The following is a 17,385-nucleotide window of genomic DNA, read 5'->3' as shown; positions in this document are numbered from 1 at the left end:
GTTAGATTAAATTAGCCTTTGGTCATGGCGTCTAATTCTTCCCAGCGTTCGAGTTTTTCAAGCAATAGATCATCAATTTCGGTTAAACGATTTGATAACTTCATGGCTTTGTCTGCATCTGACACAAACATTGAGCCATCTGCCAACTGCGCATTAATTTCTGCTTGTTCTTTTTCAAGAGCTTCCATCTCTAAAGGCAGTTGCTCTAAAGCACGTTGGTCTTTATAGCTTAACTTGACTTTTTTCGGTGCAGCAGCGGCTGCGGCAGCCTCAGCTTTGGCTTGGGCTTTTTTCACATCGCTTTTTTGATCAACTACAGTTTGATCAGGGCGTTGTTCAAGATAATCTTGATAACCACCGATGTATTCATCGATATTGCCTTTGCCGTCAAATACCCATGTTGAAGTCACGACATTGTCCATGAAGGCACGGTCATGCGAGATCAACAACAATGTTCCTGTGTAACCACCAAGCATTTCTTCTAACAGCTCGAGCGTCACCATATCTAAGTCATTGGTTGGTTCGTCCATCACGATTAAGTTCGATGGTTTAAGCAGGAGTTTGGCAAGCAAAATACGGTTACGTTCACCGCCCGATAAAGCTTTTACAGGGGTACGTGCACGTTCAGGCGAGAACAAGAAGTCTTGTAAGTAGCTGTAGATATGACGACGACCGCCATTCACATCGACAAAATCTGACCCTTCAGAGACGTTATCTTTGACTGATTTTTCAAGATCAAGTGCATTACGCAATTGGTCGAAGTACGCCACTTCAAGCTGTGTACCCGTTTTCACCGAACCGCCGTGTTCAAGCTCACCTAAGATGGCTTTAATCAAAGTGGTCTTACCGACACCATTGTCACCGACTAAACCAATACGGTCGCCACGTAACACCAGTGCAGAGAAGTCTTTGATGATCGGTGTATTGTCACCAAACTTGACTTGTAGATGTTCAATATCGAACACCAGTTTACCTGAGCGATTGGCATCTTGAGTCGCCATGCTGACTTTGCCTTGTTGCGAGCGACGTGCTTTCGATTCTTCACGAAGTGCTTTTAGCGCACGGACACGACCTTCATTACGGGTACGACGTGCTTTGATGCCCTGACGAATCCACACTTCTTCTTCCGCAAGACGTTTATCAAACAATGCATTTTGCTTTTCTTCGGCTTCCATTTGTTGCGCTTTCAGCTCAAGGTAACGTGAATAGTTACCGTCGTAACTGCGTAGGACGCCACGATCAAGTTCAACAATACGGGTCGCAATACTGTCCACAAATGAACGGTCATGCGAGATGAACAGCAGGGTTAAATTGTTTTGATCGAGTAAGAATTTCTCTAACCACTCAATACTTTCAACGTCCAAATGGTTGGTTGGTTCGTCGAGTAGCAATACATCAGGTTGAGTGAGTAACGCACGAGCTAAAAGCACACGGCGTTTACGTCCACCTGAAAGATCAGCCAAATCCGCTTCTGGGTCTAGACCCATCTTGCTTAAAATCGAATTAACTTTGGTTTCTAAAGCCCAGCCATCGAGCTGATCCATTTTATGCTGTAAATGACCCATGCGATCGCAGGCTTCCATGTCTCCAAGTACACATGCTTCGCTGGCTTCATGGTATGCTCTCATTACAGTCGCAGCTTCACCTGCACCGTCAGCCACGATGTCTGCCACTCGGCCCGAATCCATCGGTACATCTTGCGCAAGCATCGCAATGGTAATGCCATTTTGAAGAGAAACTTCACCACGATCGGGAAGTAAGCTTCCCTCAATGAGTTTAAGTAAAGTAGACTTACCTTCACCGTTTCGGCCGATTAAGCACACTCGTTCACCGCGTTCCAAACTAAAGTTCGCGCCGTCGAGCAGGGAAGGTCCGCCAAACGCAAGTTGGACATCCCTTAGGGTAATATAGGCCATACTGTTTCCTGAAATCCCAAATGAGGACTTAAAATGACTAAACAAAAAAATCTGAATGAACAGGCGTCATTTTCCGCACCCATAGAAGATTTGCAAGTAAGAATTGCATTTTTAGATGAATTAGTTGATCAGCTGAATGCTCAAATCGCCATTCAGGGACGTGAACTCATTGATTTAAAGAAACAAATGCAGTTTTTATATCAACGTGTGGAAGCTTCTGATTTATCGGAAGGCATTGCACCTTTTGATGTGCTGTCGGATAAACCGCCGCATTACTAACATGCACTTTGGTTCAATCATTCTCTGTATTTTATTTGACCTTTAGACAGAAGCTCGTTGTAATGCCTGCTTTCTGTCGCAGTATTTGGCTTTGATTCATGCACAATAAAGTAGTCCTTCTCGATCTTGAAAATAATGTTCCGACCGCGCAATTGTTCCGAGATATTATTGAACATTATCGTACTTTATATATTTTTAATGGTTTGGGACAGTTTCAATTTCCGCTTACAGAATTGACTGAACTTGCCGCATGGATCAGCAGTGGTCAAATTGTGGTGCTCGATACACTGACCGCCAAAGAAAAAGAGTTTGAATACGCTGTGTTGGTTGGACAGTTATTGGCATTAATTGAGTTAGAAACGCATATTGAAGTGATCTCAGCACAAGACACGGCACCGATGTTAACGGATATGATTTCAGCTTCAGGTTTTCAATGTAGCTTAATTCAAATTCAAGCTGAACCCGCTCAAGCTCAGTCCAAGTCCAAAGCAAAATTCAGTATGCCTTCAACACAGGCAATTTTGGCAAATCCGCAATTATTACAGATTAAAAAATACTGTGAAATTTCATCTAAAAATTCAGGTAAGCCGAACACTATTGCCAAACTGAAAAATGCCTTATGTAATATTTTGCAGGTGGACGCAGAACAGGCAACGCATTTGGTGGGCATGCTGATCAATTTAAAAATCGTCAAATGCCAAGATGATCAGGTGTCTTTCCGAAAGAAAGTACTGAAACAATGGGTTGAATTGGATTTGAGTGAGGCAAATACCTTACCTACGGCGACAGCATCACAGGCGATTTTAGAAAAAGTAGATTCAATTCTCTCGACTTTAAATATTGATCCGCAAAAAATCTTGGCGGAGATTGAACAGCAACAGTCGATTGAAAGTGTACAAAGTGATTTGTTTAAAAACTTTGATCAGATTGATCCTGTGCAGATGGAAGTGATCCGTAAGCTCAATGCAATGAAAAGCGAAAAACCTAAAGATATTTATGCATTGCGTGATTTATTGGAAGAGCTGTTTCCTAAGTCTGACGTACGGTTGTTACTTAAAGAGATGATTGAAAAGGGCTATATTTATTGGAATGGACATGCCGTGATTTATAGCCATGAGATGTTCTTAAATTAATTTTCGCGAACAAACTTGCGTTTTATATTGCGCTTATGCAACTCTAATAAAGGAACAAAAGGTTGAACTATGGATAATGTTGGAATTTGGGTCACGGTTGTCATCGTGATTTTCGTGGTGGGCTCGATTTTTGGATTAAGAGTTAATCCGAGAGAAAAAGCCTTGGGCATCATGCGTGATAAAGCACGAAAAATAGCGTTACATCCACGGCTTGTAGCAGCACCAGATTGGACAAATATTCCAAAAGCAACTGAAAATCGTGCCAGTATGGTGGCGTACTATAGCGTTTTAATTCCAGAAGCACGTCTACCCTTAATGCGTGCCTTGGTCGAAGAACAAAAATTACGTGTCGTACATGGCGATGAAAAATTTAATGATTTACCGATTGCATTAAAGGGCATTTATGCTATTGATATGCAGGCCAACTGTGTTGGACTCTATTGGGATGAAGAATCTGACCTTAGAGCGACACAGTTAGAAGATATTAAAGCGTATTTGCATTCATTGGCTGAACTTTAATATATACACAAAATTTTATAGGAATAACGGTTCATTATGGCGAACGCTCCTCGGTCCACATCCAAAAGCACCACAGCGAAATCTCCTGAAGCTGGGAAAAAACGTGCCTTAGTGATTGTGGAGTCGCCTGCAAAAGCGAAAACAATCAATAAGTATTTGGGTTCGGATTACATCGTAAAATCATCTGTGGGTCATGTGCGTGATCTACCGACAGGTGGTTCAGCAAAAACCGCAGAAAAAAAACCAGCCACCCGTGCCAAATTAACCGATGAACAAAAAGCTGAAAAAGCACAAAATGCATTGGTGAATCGTATGGGGGTCGATCCTGAGCATGACTGGAAAGCCAAATATGAAGTGCTTCCCGGCAAAGAAGGTGTGGTTGCAGAATTAAAAAAACTGGCATCGCAAGTCGATGAAGTTTATCTCGCAACGGATATGGACAGGGAAGGGGAAGCGATTGCTTGGCATTTAAAAGAAGTGATTGGTGGGGATGATTCACGTTACCAACGTGTGGTCTTCAACGAGATTACCAAGAATGCCATTCAGGAAGCGTTTAAACAGCCCTCTCGCCTCGATATCGATAAAGTCAATGCACAACAAGCCCGTCGTTTCTTAGACCGCATTGTGGGCTTTATGATCTCACCATTGCTTTGGGAAAAAATTGCCCGTGGTTTGTCAGCAGGTCGCGTGCAATCGGTTGCAGCCAAATTAGTCGTAGAGCGTGAACGTGAAATTCGTGCCTTTATTCCTGAAGAATATTGGCAAGTGTTTGCAGACACCAAGTCGAAAAAAGATGACATTCGTTTAGAAGCCGTCAAACAAGGTGGTAAAACCTTAAAACTGCAAAATAAAGCGCAAACTGATGCTTTATTAAAAATTCTCAATGATGCTGAATACAAAGTGTCTGCACGTGAAGATAAGCCAACCAAGGTCAATCCGAGTGCACCTTATATCACATCGACCCTGCAACAAGCAGCCAGCACCCGTCTTGGTTTCTCTGTAAAGAAAACCATGATGATGGCGCAGCGTTTGTATGAAGGTGGTTTTATCACCTATATGCGTACCGACTCGACTTTCTTAAGTGATGATGCGGTCAATATGGTGCGTGGTCATATCGAATCTGAGTTTGGTGAGAAGTATTTACCTGCCAAGCCAAACCGTTATGGTAACAAAGCCGGTGCACAAGAGGCCCACGAAGCGATTCGTCCATCTAATGTTGCACTAAAGGGCGACCAATTGGTGGGTGCAGAGCGTGATGCACAGCGCTTGTATGATCTGATTTGGCGTCAGTTTGTGGCGTGCCAGATGACACCAGCAGAATATTTATCATCTACGATTTTAGTGGATGCCAATGGTGTTGAACTGAAAGCCAAAGGTCGCACCTTAGTCTTTGATGGTTTCACCAAAGTGCGTGGCGCCAACAAAGCAGATGATGATGTGTTATTGCCAGCAGTCAAAGTCGGTGAAGTGTTGAAGCTCGAGAAGTTAGACCCTTCTCAACACTTTACTAAACCACCTGCGCGTTTCACTGAAGCATCATTGGTGAAAGAACTTGAGAAAAAAGGCATTGGACGTCCATCGACCTATGCTGCGATTATTTCGACCATTCAAGATCGTGGTTATGTGAAGCTCGACAACCGTCGTCTCTTTGCCGAGAAGATGGGTGAAATCGTGACGGATCGTCTCGATGAAAACTTCAATAACTTGATGAACTATGCTTTTACCGCAGATCTTGAAGGTCAGCTCGATAAAGTCGCAGACGGTGAGCGTAATTGGAAAGAATTACTCAATAATTTCTACGGTGATTTCAAACAACGCTTGACCAAAGCCCAAGGTGAGAACGGTATGCGCCGTAATCAACCTGTGGAAGTGGATGCAGTGCATTGTAAAGAATGTGACCGCCCAATGCAGATTCGTACCGGTACGACGGGTGTGTTCTTGGGCTGTTCAGGCTATAACTTGCCACCGAAAGAACGTTGTAAAGGTACGCTGAATTTAACCCCAGTAGAATCTTTGGCAGTCTTGTCGGATGACGAAGGTGCTGAAACTGCGGATTTAATGTCGAAAAAGCGTTGTCCAATTTGCGAAACTGCAATGGACAGTTATGTGATTGATGGTGGTCGTAAACTTCACATTTGTGGTAATAATCCAGACTGTGAAGGTTTTGAACTTGAAGAAGGTGAGTTCAAAATTAAAGGCTATGATGGTCCAAGCATTCCATGTGATAAATGTGATGGCGAAATGCAGCTCAAGACCGGTCGTTTTGGTCCTTACTTTGCCTGCACCAGTTGTGATAACACCCGTAAAGTATTGAAAAACGGTCAACCTGCACCACCACGTGTTGATCCAATCAAAATGGAACACTTACGTTCAACCAAGCATGATGACTTCTTTGTTCTTCGTGATGGCGCGGCAGGATTATTCTTGGCCGCGAGTAAGTTCCCGAAAGTCCGTGAAACTCGTGCACCGAAAGTGTCAGAGCTTCGTTCTGTAGCTGAACAGCTCGATCCAAAATATCAGTTCATTTTGAATGCACCGGATACCGATCCTGAAGGGAATCCAACCTTGGTGAAATTCAGCCGTAAGAACCAAGAGCAATATGTCGGTTCTGAAAATGCGGAAGGCAAACAAACCAAGTGGAGTATGGTCTACCGCGATGGAAAATGGGTCGATGCTTAATTCGCAAGCTTAATTGAATAAGATCTAATAAAAAATGCTGACTCCGGTCAGCATTTTTTTTGCTCAAAAGTTACACGCTTTAAAACGATAAAAATCACAAGAATAAGAAATGAGTAAAAGATTTAACACCTCGATCTAGAGAGAGCAAAACACTAAATTAAACCCGATTTAATGTGCTTGATGTCACAATATTATTCATATAATATTATTTTTTAACACTTTTAAGTTTAAAATATAATTTTCTAATCGATTCTTTAGATCAATTAAAAAGTCATGTGAGTGTTGGGATTTTTGCTAAATAACGTTAAGCATCAAATATTGTGCCGATCAAGAGTTGAGAAATTAAAATGTGGAAAAAAATCAGAATTTTAATTTTGTTAGCGATCTTACTGGTGGTTGGGGTCAATACTTGGCGCGATTACCATCCCAATTGGGATCGTCCAATCATTGTGAATCTGCATCCGATCAATGCGGATGGTGAAGCGGACACGACACGCTATATTCAACAGTTAAACACCCGAGATCTGATGCAGGCGCAACAATATATTAAAAATATGTCTGCGCAATATCGCGTACAACCGGTGAATGTGTATTTTAAATTCGGGCGTGAGTTAAGTAAATTACCGCCGAAAGTCCCTGAAAACCCTTCCGTCTTAGACAGTATTGTGTGGAGCTTAAAATTCCGTTTCTATGCATGGCAACAGCATCAAGGTGCTGATGGTTCTGCCAATGTAACGCTATTTTTAAACTACTATAGCCCGAAAAAAACCACGGTTCTGAAACACTCAACTGCTTTGGAAAATGGTCGGATTGGTTCAATTAACCTATTTGCATCCAAAGCGCAGTCTGAACAAAATCGAGTGATTTTGGTGCATGAGCTGATGCATGCTTTAGGGGCTAAAGATAAATACGATTTAGTCACCGGACAGCCACACTATCCAGAGGGTTATGCATTTCCAGACCAAAGCCCATTATTTCCACAAACCAAAGGGGAGTTGATGGCAGGGCATATTCCAACCGATCACTCTAAAAGTGTCATGCCACAATTGTTAAATCAAATGATCATTGGGCCAATTACAGCGCGAGAACTGGGTTGGAAAAAATAGTCAACTCGTAGATTCTTTAAAGTAGATCAGCAAAATGATGTGGATCAGTTTTAATTGATCCGCATTTTTTTTGTTTATCGATTCACAACGGCACTCATTCATCAAAAGCAATTTGCATTCAGTAGTTGACGCATTGGTCGCATAGCTTTGTTCATTTATTTCAGTTAGCTTTGAGCTTAAAGGCCAATAAAGAATAGACACGGATGACTGCACTGACTTTTGTACTTGCACCAGACTCATTTAAAGAAAGTATGACGGCTTTACAAGCATGCCAAGCCATGCAACGGGGAATTCATCAGATCTTGCCCAATGCGCAGTGTATTCATGCCCCCATGGCAGATGGTGGTGAAGGCACCGTGGATGCATTGATTGCTGCATTAAATGGTACTCGAATTGCATGTCAGGTTATGGGGCCTTTGCCTACACAACAGATCTCGACTTATTTTGGATTGGTCGATGCAGGTCAAACCGCTGTGATTGAAATGGCCAAAGCCAATGGCATTGATTTATTAGCACCTGAACAGCGCAATCCATTATTCACCACGACCTATGGCACAGGGCAAATGATTCGTCAGGCTTTAGACTCGGGGGTGACTAAAATCATTGTCGGTTTAGGCGGCAGTGTGACCAATGATGGCGGTGCAGGCATGGCGCAAGCTTTGGGGGCGAAACTTTTAGATCAATCGGGAAATCAAATCGGATACGGTGGTGGACAACTCCATCAAATTGAGCAGATTGATTTAAGGCATTTAGATCCGCGTTTAGCTGAAGTGGACATTATCATTGCAAGTGATGTCACCAATCCACTCTGTGGTGAAAATGGCGCGTCGCAAGTATTTGGTCCGCAAAAAGGTGCTAGCCCTGACATGGTCAAACAGTTAGATACAAACTTGGCTCATTTTGCTCAGTTGGTCGAAGCACAATTTAAGATTCACGTGAAACATGTTGCAGGCGCAGGTGCGGCAGGTGGTTTGGGTTTTGGCTTGATGGCTTTTGCTGGTGCACACATTCAATCAGGTGCAGCATTGATCATTCACGAAATAGGATTGGCCGAGAAAATTGCTCAAGCAGATTATGTGCTTACGGGTGAGGGCAGTATCGACTTTCAGACAAAATTTGGTAAAACCCCTTGGGCTGTGGCGCAAGTCGCGAAGATTTTGAATAAGCCGGTGATCGCTTTTGCAGGTCGAATCGGTGAGGGAGTTGAAGCGTTGTTGCAAGAAGGCTTTTCGCACATTATGGGCATAAATGAGCCTGATTGTGACTTACAAACGGCATTGAAAAATGCCGAGAAAAATTTGGAAACAACTTGCCAGAAAGTTGTCGCGGGTTGGATATAAAAGATGGTGTATTGATTTCCAAGCTCATTTAAGATGTCTTTTAAACACATACAGGTAGTATTTTAAAAAGAGTTTTTATGTCTATGGGCAGAGTTTTGTTAAACTACTCGTGTCCACGAATAGATGAGAAATTATGAGTTTAGCCAACCTGATTAATGAGTTAAATCCTCAGCAAAAACAAGCAGCAACAACTCAAACAAAGCATAGCTTGGTTTTGGCAGGAGCAGGTTGTGGTAAAACCAAAACCATTGTGGCACGTGCAGCCTATTTGATTGATCAAGGTGTGCCTGCCAATCAAATTCAAATTTTGACTTTTACCCGTCGTTCAGCCAGTGAAATTGTGGCGCGGGTTGAATTGGCTTTGGGTGATCAAGCCAAAGGTCTGCGTGCTTCTACTTTTCATACCTTTTGTATGTTCTTACTACGCCGTGCGCCTAAAGCTTTTGGCTTAGATCAATTTTCCATTATTGATCGTGATGATCAGCTGATGATGTTTAGATTGATTCGTGGCAAAGACGACAAGAAAAATCCAAATGCTTTGCCTAAGCCGAAAGAACTGTGTGATCTATATTCATTTGCACGGAATACCCGTCAAAAACTCAGCTTAGCCTTAGAAAAGCAATTGCCTGAGTTTTTAGAATACAAAGCGCAAATTGCTGAGATCATGAAAGAGTATGAAACACGCAAGCGGGCACGTCACTTTTTAGATTATGACGATATCTTGGCAGTGGTGGCTTCAGCTTTAGCGCAATCTGAGGGTTTGGTGGACTATGTATCGAGCTTATGCCAGCACATGCTGGTCGATGAGATGCAAGACACCAATCCATTGCAATGGGCACTGCTCGAACCGTTAAAAGACAAAACCAGTTTGTTCTGTGTGGGAGACGACGCCCAGTCAATTTATGGCTTTCGGGGCGCAGACTTTGAAAATATTCATCATTTCAAAGACCGTGTGCCTGATGCGGAAATTTTTAAATTGGAAAAAAACTATCGCTCAACTCAAGAGATTTTAGATTTATCCAATTGGCTGCTCGATCAAAGCTCGATTAATTATGATAAAAAATTAGAAGCCTACCGTGGTGATGGTATTAAACCGAAACTACATATTTTCCCGAATGAATTTGATGAAGCCAAATGGATTGCCATTGATATTAAAGAGCGTCACTTTTTAGAAGGGGCGGCTTGGAATGACCATATGGTCTTGGTGCGCTCGAGTTTTGCCGCACGACATATTGAAGCGGCATTTATTCAAGCCAATGTGCCTTATCGGTTTATTGGGGGCATGAAATTACTTGAAACAGCGCATGTCAAAGACTTGCTGAGTTTACTTCGAGTAATTGCTAATCCGGCAGATGATATTGCTTGGATGCGCTTTTTAACGCTGTGGAACGGGGTTGGGGATGTCGGGGCTAGTAAGTTGGCGCAGCAACTGTTGGTTGAAACTGAGCAAGATAAAATCTTTGAAAAACTCGAGCGCTTTGGACGTATTCCTGAACAGACATTACTGATCATGAAGCAAATGTTGGTGCTGAAAGATCAAGTCCAAGCCTGTGTCAGCTTAGGCATTGAGGCATTAATCGCACAGCTTGAAGAAAACTATGCTAAGAAAGATTGGACTAAGCGCATCGGTGACTTTGAACTGGTTAAGCAATTGGCCGCCAAGCATGATCAGCTGAGTGAGTTTTTAGAAGAATACGTACTCGATCCTGTATCCATTTCAGAAATTGAGCGTCAGTCTGAAGATGATGTGGTGACCCTCATTACTATTCACTCTGCCAAAGGGACAGAGCAAAAAGTCTGTTATGTGGCGAATGTCTCGGCAGGGCAGTACCCGCATGCACGTGCGCAGGGTGATTTTGATGAAGTGGAAGAAGAGCGCCGTGTGTTGTATGTGGCTTTAACCCGTGCCAAGAATGAATTGATCTTAACCAAACAAAATCTCAACCTTTGGGCACGTGATCAAGTCGATGAACAAGGACGCAAAATTGAAAGTTATTTCTTAAATGATTTGACTCGATATTTATGTACCACCGAAACGCATTACAAAACCCGTCAGCAAACGGTAAAAAGTGCCTTAATTGAACGTCAGTCGATTAATTTAGATTTTGGCATCGATCTCGATTAGACTATAGCCATTGCGCTGTTTATATTTTTGCGAAGTTCAAAAAGTCGAGTAGGCGAGAGCTTTTTGATGATTTTGCCTATTTTTAAGGTTGTAAAATGAAAATTTTAGTTCGTAATTTAGATCGTACGGTTCCACAAGCTGAATTACTTAAACTCTTTCAAGCATATGGCACAGTCGATTCATGTACTTTGGTGATGGATGAAGTGACCAAGAAATCGAAAGGTTTTGCCTTTGTTGAAATGCCACATGGTCGTGAAGCGGTAAAAGCCATTAAAGGCTTGAACACGCTCCGTTTGCATGGTCAAGGTATCCGCGTGAAGCAAGCTGAAGATAAACCTGCTGACCAAGCGGAAAGCAAATAATTAAAAGGAGCCTATGCTCCTTTTTTTATATGTGGAAAGATCACAATGCTCTGTAATCCATCTGATTCAAGTCTGCAATATTCATGTCAAAAAACACAGGTGAAACATCTATTTCATTGAAATAGATCATGCATAAATTTTATTGTGAATTTATTTGAATACAGTTTAATCTTAAAGTCGATACAAAAGCCCCCGTTTAGGATAGTCATATGTCTCGTGTTGCTCGCTTTCATGCCGATCGTACCAATCAAAAATTATATTTTGCACGTCTTGCATGTCAGCAATCGGAGCGAACCGATCATGTTCAGCAAGCACAAGCACATCGTGAAGCTGCGGTGTTTCATTTGCATGGTGCGGTATTGGCTTTTTTACAAGAACTGGTGCGTTACTACCGCTTAAATGATTTAGCACCGACCTTAAAGTCGATTGAAGAGCATATGGCAGATAAGGGACAAGTGTCGCCTGAAGTAACGGTGATGCAGCAACTGGCAAAACAAGGTTTTATTGCTGAACTCAAACGGGCGTATCGGATGTGTCAGTATGCCCCTGAACCGAGTGCGCCCGAACCTGAAGATGAAACCTCATCAAACTTAATTATTAAAGTCACCCAAACGCCACAAGCATGGTTGCCGGATACGCAAATTTTAAGAGAATGGCATCGTGACTTGACCCAATTGATTGATGGTTTTCGTAATGAAATGGTTGAGTTTTAGTAGAAGCTGACTCAGTTTTTTTGCATAATCCCTTGAAATTTGATTAAAGTGATCTTATATACAAGAGTCTAAGCGAAGCAAAGTGCATTCGGCATTTTGTCACCATGAAGGTCATGGAGGGTGTATGTCTATAGAGCAGTTAAAAGAAATTTTTGGGACTCAAGAAGCGATTCTTGAATTGGTTCAGCTTGAAGGTGGTGAGCTGGCTTTACGTAATGCTGACTCTGAAAAAGACCCTTTATTGACCATTCAATTTAATGATGACATTAAAGCATTATTGGGTGATCAAATGCCGGTGATTGCACAGCATATGATTCAAGCGGCATTGTTTGCCTTACTGGAAAAACAAGCCAATGAATGGGATGCAGAAGTGGTGACGGAGAAGCCGAAGTTTCTCAGTTAATATGGTGTAGCACTTCGCACAAAAAACCGCATTTGAAATGCGGTTTTTTATTGGCTGACAAATGTATTGTAAGGATTAGTGTGAAGGTTGTTGGTGATGCGCCAATTGAATCTGATTTAAAATATGATTGCTCATATTCTTCGCCATTTCTTCTTTGGCATAATAGACTTGACCAATATTGTCCGCACGGATCACTTCCGCTTCTTCTTTATTCTCGGCACACACTAAAACTTGAATTTGAGGATTGAGCAACTTCACAGTATCCACAATTTTGTGAATGTCTAAAATATCCATTGGAGAAATGATCAGTAGACGAGCATGTTGAATATGCGCTTGAATCAATACCCCTGGCTCCGTTGCACGACCGGATACCGCAGCAATCCCTTTTTCACGTAGACGTTCAACTTTTTCACGACTTTCTTCTGCAATCACCACCTTAATCCCATCATTCATTAAAGTTGTGGTAATACGTCGACCGACCTCGCCATAACCCACAATCACCACCTGATCACGCAGATAATCCTGTGACACCTCATCGGGGAGCATGGCAAGTGGGTCACCACTACGTTCAAGCAAACGCGCCAAATGTGAACGTTCACGAATCCAGTTTTGAATCGGTTCGATGGCTGAAAATAAAAATGAATTTAGCGTGATAGAGAATAATGCACCTGCCAAAATCAGATTCTGTGCTTCTGAGGTCAGTAAACCCAATGACAAACCTAAAGTGGCCAAGATAAAAGAGAATTCTCCAATTTGTGCCAAGCTGGCACCGACGGTTAAAGCTGTATTCAGCGGATAGCGGAAGAATAACACCAAGGCCATGGCTGCGATGGTTTTGCCCACCATAATAATCGCAATTACTGCCAAAATATGGAGGGGTTGTTCAACGATGATGCTTGGGTCGAATAACATACCGACCGAAACAAAGAACAGAATTGAAAAGATTTCACGCAGGGGGAGGGTTTCTTCTTCAGCACGATGACTAAAGTCAGATTCTTTGACCACCATGCCGGCAAAGAAGGCGCCTAGTGCCATAGAAACGCCAAAGATCGCGTATGAGCCATAGGCTATCGACACTGCTGCTGCAACGACGGTCAGGGTAAAAAGCTCTCTAGAGCCTAAACGCGCCACATATTGCATGATCATCGGGACAAGACGTTTGCCTATAATCAACATGAAGGCAATAAAGCCGGTGACTTTGAGTAAAGTGATGCCGAGTGTCAACCAAATGTTGCCGTCAGCTTCATGTCCTACAGGCGCATGACCACCTAGCAAGACTGCTGTTGCAGGTAAAAGGACTAGCACTAAAACCATCACTAAATCTTCGACCAAGAGCCAACCGACTGCGATTTTACCATTGACCGAGTTGAGTAAGCCCTTGTCCCCCAAGGCTTTGAGTAGGACCACGGTGCTGGCACAGGAGAGGCTTAAACCAAAAACCAAGGATTGACCTAGGCTCCAACCCCATAAGTATGAAATCCCCATACCGAGCAAGGTGGCAACTGCAATCTGTAAAATGGCACCCGGCAGTGCAATGCGTCGTACTTGCAGTAAGTCATTTAAAGAAAAATGCATCCCGACACCAAACATCAGGAACATGACACCGAGTTCTGCGAGTTGATTGGCAAGGGCTAAATCGGCAACTACACCGGGGGTATTTGGACTAATAATAATCCCGGCAATCAAATATCCAATTAAGGGGGGTAGACGCAAGCGTGCAGCGATATAACCAAAAATAAGGGCGATACCAAAACCAACTGCCAGCAAAATAATCAGATCTACATCATGAGGCACTAAAAACTCCTTAAAATGGGTAGGAGGAAAAAGAAAAAGTTATTAAAAGCACAATTAATGCCAAATATTTGTTTTAAGTGTAACAAGTCGCATAAAAAAAAGGCAAAAAAAACGACCCATAGGGGCCGTTTTTTTAAGAAAACCAAAATTATTTAATTTTAGCTTCTTTGAAAATTACGTGTTGACGGATTTTTGGATCAAATTTTTTGATTTCCATTTTTTCCGGCATAGTACGTTTGTTCTTAGTTGTGGTATAGAAATAACCTGTACCAGCAGAAGAAACTAGGCGAATTTTATCACGCATGGTTCAGACTCCTTAGATCTTTTGACCTTGAGCACGTAGGTCAGCAACAACCTTTTCGATACCCAATTTGTCGATAATACGCATACCTTTAGTGGTTAAACGAAGACGTACAAAACGTTTTTCGCTTTCTAACCAGAAACGGTGGTGGTGCAGGTTCGGCTCGAACCGGCGCTTAGTTTTGTTGTTGGCGTGTGAGACGTTGTTACCAACGACTGGACGCTTGCCGGTAACTTGGCAAACCTTAGACATGGTGTAACTCCATTGATTCAGCCAACAGCAAATCTGTATGGCCAGTCAAAAATAAACGGATTGAATTCTTTCAAGGGGCGTTTTATACCAAAAATACGCTTAAAAGACAAGCGGAATTGGTAAAAATAAGGCATGATGAGGTGTGATAGATCATGCCTTGATCATTTAACGTAGAAAGGCTTTCTGAATAATGCTTGGAATCGACCGATTAAATGGCGGTAGGATGTATTTTAAGCTAAACAGCTTAGGCACAGACATCACTGAGCGTTCATTTGAAAGATTGAAGAAGCCTTCAGGGCCATGATATCTACCCATCCCCGATGCACCGACACCCCCAAATGGTAAGTCGTCTTGTGCAACATGGGTCACAACAGCATTTTGCCCAAAATGCCCTGAATGGGTTCGCTGAGCGACATATTCAGCTCGCGAGTCATCAAAGTCGAAGTAGTATAATGCAAGAGGGCGGGGTCGGTCATTAATAAACTCGATCACTTCGTCTATTTGTTCATATTCTAAGATCGGAAGTACCGGTCCAAAGATCTCATTTTTCATGATCTCCATATCTGCAGTCACGCCAGTGAGGAGTGTCGGTGCAATCTTACGAACAGCCGTTAAATCTTCATTTTTTGGATTAATTTCAATGCGCTGTGCACCTTTATTCGCAGCATCCTCTAAATAACCTTGGACACGACGGTTCTGTTTGTCATTGACCATAGAGGTATAGTCTGGATTGTCGCGAATGCTTGGATACATGCTGATTGCGACTTTTTTGAACTGTTGTACAAATTCAGCGGTTTTGCCTTTTGGTAGGAAAATATAATCCGGTGCGACACAGGTTTGACCTGCATTCCACAGTTTTCCAAACACCACACGTTCAGCCACATCTTTGAGATCGATGGAGGGGTGTACCACCACAGGCGATTTACCACCAAGTTCTAAAATCACAGGGACTAAGTTTTCAGAGGCCGCTTTCATGACGGTTTTACCGACATTGGTTGAGCCAGTGAATACCAACTTATCAAACGCCAAATGACTAAAGGTGTCAGATATCACTCCACCGCCATTGACCACTGCAACCAATTCTTGTGGAAACGCTTCAGACAGTGCATTTTGCAATACAAAGCCAAATTGACTCGATGAACTCGAAACTTTGATCATGGCATGGTTACCGGCTGCCAAAGCACAGATCAGCGGACTCATCGCCAATAACAGTGGGTAGTTCCACGGTGCAATAATCCCGACGACCCCCATCGGTTGATATTGTACCCATGCTTTTGCTGGTTGATGTAAAAGTCCGATATGACGTTTCGATGGTTTCATCCATTCAGTCAAATGCTTGCTATAATATTTAATCTGTTCTAAAGAGGTCAGCAACTCACCAATTTTGGTTTCTGCAACCGAGCGGTTACCATAATCTTGGCTGATGGCTTCAGCAAATTGGTCTTGGTATTTTACCAAAACTTTTTTAAGACGCGCCAAGCGTTCGATACGTTCTTTGGCCGTTGGCAGGGGATAACGGCGGTATGCCTCTTTCTGTAAGGCAAGAAGATCATGGATTTGTTGAACTTCCGCTGTTTCAGTCGTCATTAAGCTTGTTTTTGTTTGACTGTTCATGACCAGTACCACTAATGTAGGGTTAATATATTTTTCATTTTTAGAGTAATTACTCTAAAAGTCAAGTCACTTTTGTGTTAGCGTTTGCTAACGGTATACACGGTCACAGATGGTATTAGGATGTCGCATTCCAAAACGTTAAAAACCAAAGACAGAATTTTGCAAATCAGTTTGCAACTTTTTAATGAACGTGGGGAACGCACAGTAACCACCAATCATATTGCCGCTGAGATGAATATCAGCCCGGGTAACTTGTATTATCACTTCCGCAATAAGCAAGAAATCATTAAAGAGTTGATGGAGCAATACCAAAAAGAAACTTTGGATTTGTTGTCATTACCCGATGACCGTGAAGTCAATGCCAATGATAAAATTCGCTATTTCCAAGTGCTCAGCAGCCAGATGTGGGATTACCGTTTCTTGCATCGTGATGTGTATCATTTGATTGAAAACAATGATGACTTCCGCAAAATTTACCCTCGTTTTGCCGGTAAGGTGATGCAACAGGGGCAGAAAATCTATCAAGCCTTTGTCGATGCTGGCTTGATGCAAATGACCGCCTCAGAAATTGAAGCGCTGATCATTAACTTATGGATTGTGCTGACCAACTGGACCAATTTCTTGTATATGTCGGGTCATTTAAAAGACTCCAATCATTTAGATGAAAAATGGGTGTGGCAAGCCTTGCGTCAAATGGTGTTCTTAGAAGGACCGTATTTGCGTGGTGAAAGTCGCCAGACCTATGAAAAGCTCATGGAAACTTTGGGACCGTCTGAATTGTTTGCCAGTTTATCTGCCGATCGGTCAGATTAATTTGAGCCAAGACAATTTGAAAGCGACTTAAAAAGC

General features: G+C 42.5%; 16 protein-coding genes. 11 read left to right on the top strand and 5 right to left on the bottom strand.

Going from position 1 to position 17,385, the window contains the following annotated elements; translation table 11 throughout:
- Positions 1–11: 11 nt before the first annotated feature.
- On the bottom strand, positions 12–1,916 hold the full coding sequence (locus G8D99_RS13160; RefSeq protein ID WP_166326653.1) for an ATP-binding cassette domain-containing protein: 1,905 nt from the start codon (positions 1,914–1,916) through the stop codon (positions 12–14).
- A 33-nt stretch (positions 1,917–1,949) separates the two neighbouring features.
- On the opposite strand from G8D99_RS13160, the gene G8D99_RS13155 reads away from it, so the two are divergent.
- From G8D99_RS13155 to G8D99_RS13110, 10 genes are all read left to right on the top strand, one after another.
- Positions 1,950–2,195, top strand: a complete 246-nt coding sequence (locus tag G8D99_RS13155; RefSeq protein WP_166326651.1) for a SlyX family protein — start codon at positions 1,950–1,952, stop codon at positions 2,193–2,195.
- A gap of 98 nt (positions 2,196–2,293) precedes the next feature.
- Positions 2,294–3,328 carry a hypothetical protein gene (locus tag G8D99_RS13150; protein WP_166326649.1) on the top strand — a complete coding sequence of 345 codons (1,035 nt, stop codon included), beginning with the start codon at positions 2,294–2,296 and terminating at the stop codon, positions 3,326–3,328.
- Positions 3,329–3,397: 69 nt separating this feature from the next.
- Positions 3,398–3,847, top strand: coding sequence for an ammonium transporter (locus tag G8D99_RS13145; protein ID WP_166326647.1), 450 nt, complete (start codon positions 3,398–3,400; stop codon positions 3,845–3,847).
- Between the two features lie 36 nt (positions 3,848–3,883).
- Positions 3,884–6,526, top strand: coding sequence for a type I DNA topoisomerase (topA, locus tag G8D99_RS13140; protein WP_166326646.1), 2,643 nt, complete (start codon positions 3,884–3,886; stop codon positions 6,524–6,526).
- Positions 6,527–6,873: 347 nt separating this feature from the next.
- Positions 6,874–7,632 (top strand): hypothetical protein, encoded by a 759-nt coding sequence (locus G8D99_RS13135; RefSeq protein ID WP_166326645.1) that lies wholly within the window; start codon positions 6,874–6,876, stop codon positions 7,630–7,632.
- Positions 7,633–7,835: 203 nt separating this feature from the next.
- Positions 7,836–8,972, top strand: a complete 1,137-nt coding sequence (locus G8D99_RS13130) for a glycerate kinase family protein (protein WP_166326644.1) — start codon at positions 7,836–7,838, stop codon at positions 8,970–8,972.
- A 133-nt stretch (positions 8,973–9,105) separates the two neighbouring features.
- Positions 9,106–11,097 (top strand): ATP-dependent helicase, encoded by a 1,992-nt coding sequence (locus G8D99_RS13125; protein ID WP_166326643.1) that lies wholly within the window; start codon positions 9,106–9,108, stop codon positions 11,095–11,097.
- Between the two features lie 95 nt (positions 11,098–11,192).
- Positions 11,193–11,459 carry an RNA recognition motif domain-containing protein gene (locus G8D99_RS13120; RefSeq protein ID WP_166326642.1) on the top strand — a complete coding sequence of 89 codons (267 nt, stop codon included), beginning with the start codon at positions 11,193–11,195 and terminating at the stop codon, positions 11,457–11,459.
- 209 nt (positions 11,460–11,668) lie between these two features.
- Positions 11,669–12,172 carry a DUF6586 family protein gene (locus tag G8D99_RS13115; RefSeq protein ID WP_166326641.1) on the top strand — a complete coding sequence of 168 codons (504 nt, stop codon included), beginning with the start codon at positions 11,669–11,671 and terminating at the stop codon, positions 12,170–12,172.
- Between the two features lie 124 nt (positions 12,173–12,296).
- Positions 12,297–12,575 carry a hypothetical protein gene (locus tag G8D99_RS13110; protein WP_166326640.1) on the top strand — a complete coding sequence of 93 codons (279 nt, stop codon included), beginning with the start codon at positions 12,297–12,299 and terminating at the stop codon, positions 12,573–12,575.
- 75 nt (positions 12,576–12,650) lie between these two features.
- Here the strand turns inward: G8D99_RS13110 and G8D99_RS13105 are convergent, their stop codons facing one another.
- From G8D99_RS13105 to G8D99_RS13090, 4 genes are all read right to left on the bottom strand, one after another.
- Entirely contained in the window at positions 12,651–14,369 is a 1,719-nt protein-coding gene (locus G8D99_RS13105) for a cation:proton antiporter (protein ID WP_166326639.1), read from the bottom strand.
- Between the two features lie 148 nt (positions 14,370–14,517).
- Positions 14,518–14,673, bottom strand: coding sequence for a 50S ribosomal protein L33 (rpmG, locus tag G8D99_RS13100; RefSeq protein WP_001205031.1), 156 nt, complete (start codon positions 14,671–14,673; stop codon positions 14,518–14,520).
- Positions 14,674–14,685: 12 nt separating this feature from the next.
- On the bottom strand, positions 14,686–14,922 hold the full coding sequence (gene rpmB, locus G8D99_RS13095; RefSeq protein WP_000048256.1) for a 50S ribosomal protein L28: 237 nt from the start codon (positions 14,920–14,922) through the stop codon (positions 14,686–14,688).
- 165 nt (positions 14,923–15,087) lie between these two features.
- Complete coding sequence (locus G8D99_RS13090; protein ID WP_166326637.1) at positions 15,088–16,536, bottom strand: coniferyl aldehyde dehydrogenase; 1,449 nt, start codon at positions 16,534–16,536, stop codon at positions 15,088–15,090.
- Between the two features lie 120 nt (positions 16,537–16,656).
- Here G8D99_RS13090 and G8D99_RS13085 point away from each other — a divergent pair, with 120 nt between their 5' ends.
- Positions 16,657–17,349 (top strand): TetR/AcrR family transcriptional regulator, encoded by a 693-nt coding sequence (locus tag G8D99_RS13085; RefSeq protein ID WP_166326635.1) that lies wholly within the window; start codon positions 16,657–16,659, stop codon positions 17,347–17,349.
- The last annotated feature ends 36 nt before the right edge of the window (positions 17,350–17,385 follow it).

It is taken from the genome of Acinetobacter lanii (assembly GCF_011578285.1).
In the GTDB taxonomy this organism is placed as follows: Bacteria; Pseudomonadota; Gammaproteobacteria; order Pseudomonadales; family Moraxellaceae; genus Acinetobacter; species Acinetobacter lanii.
This window is presented reverse-complemented; position numbering and strand designations above follow the sequence as displayed.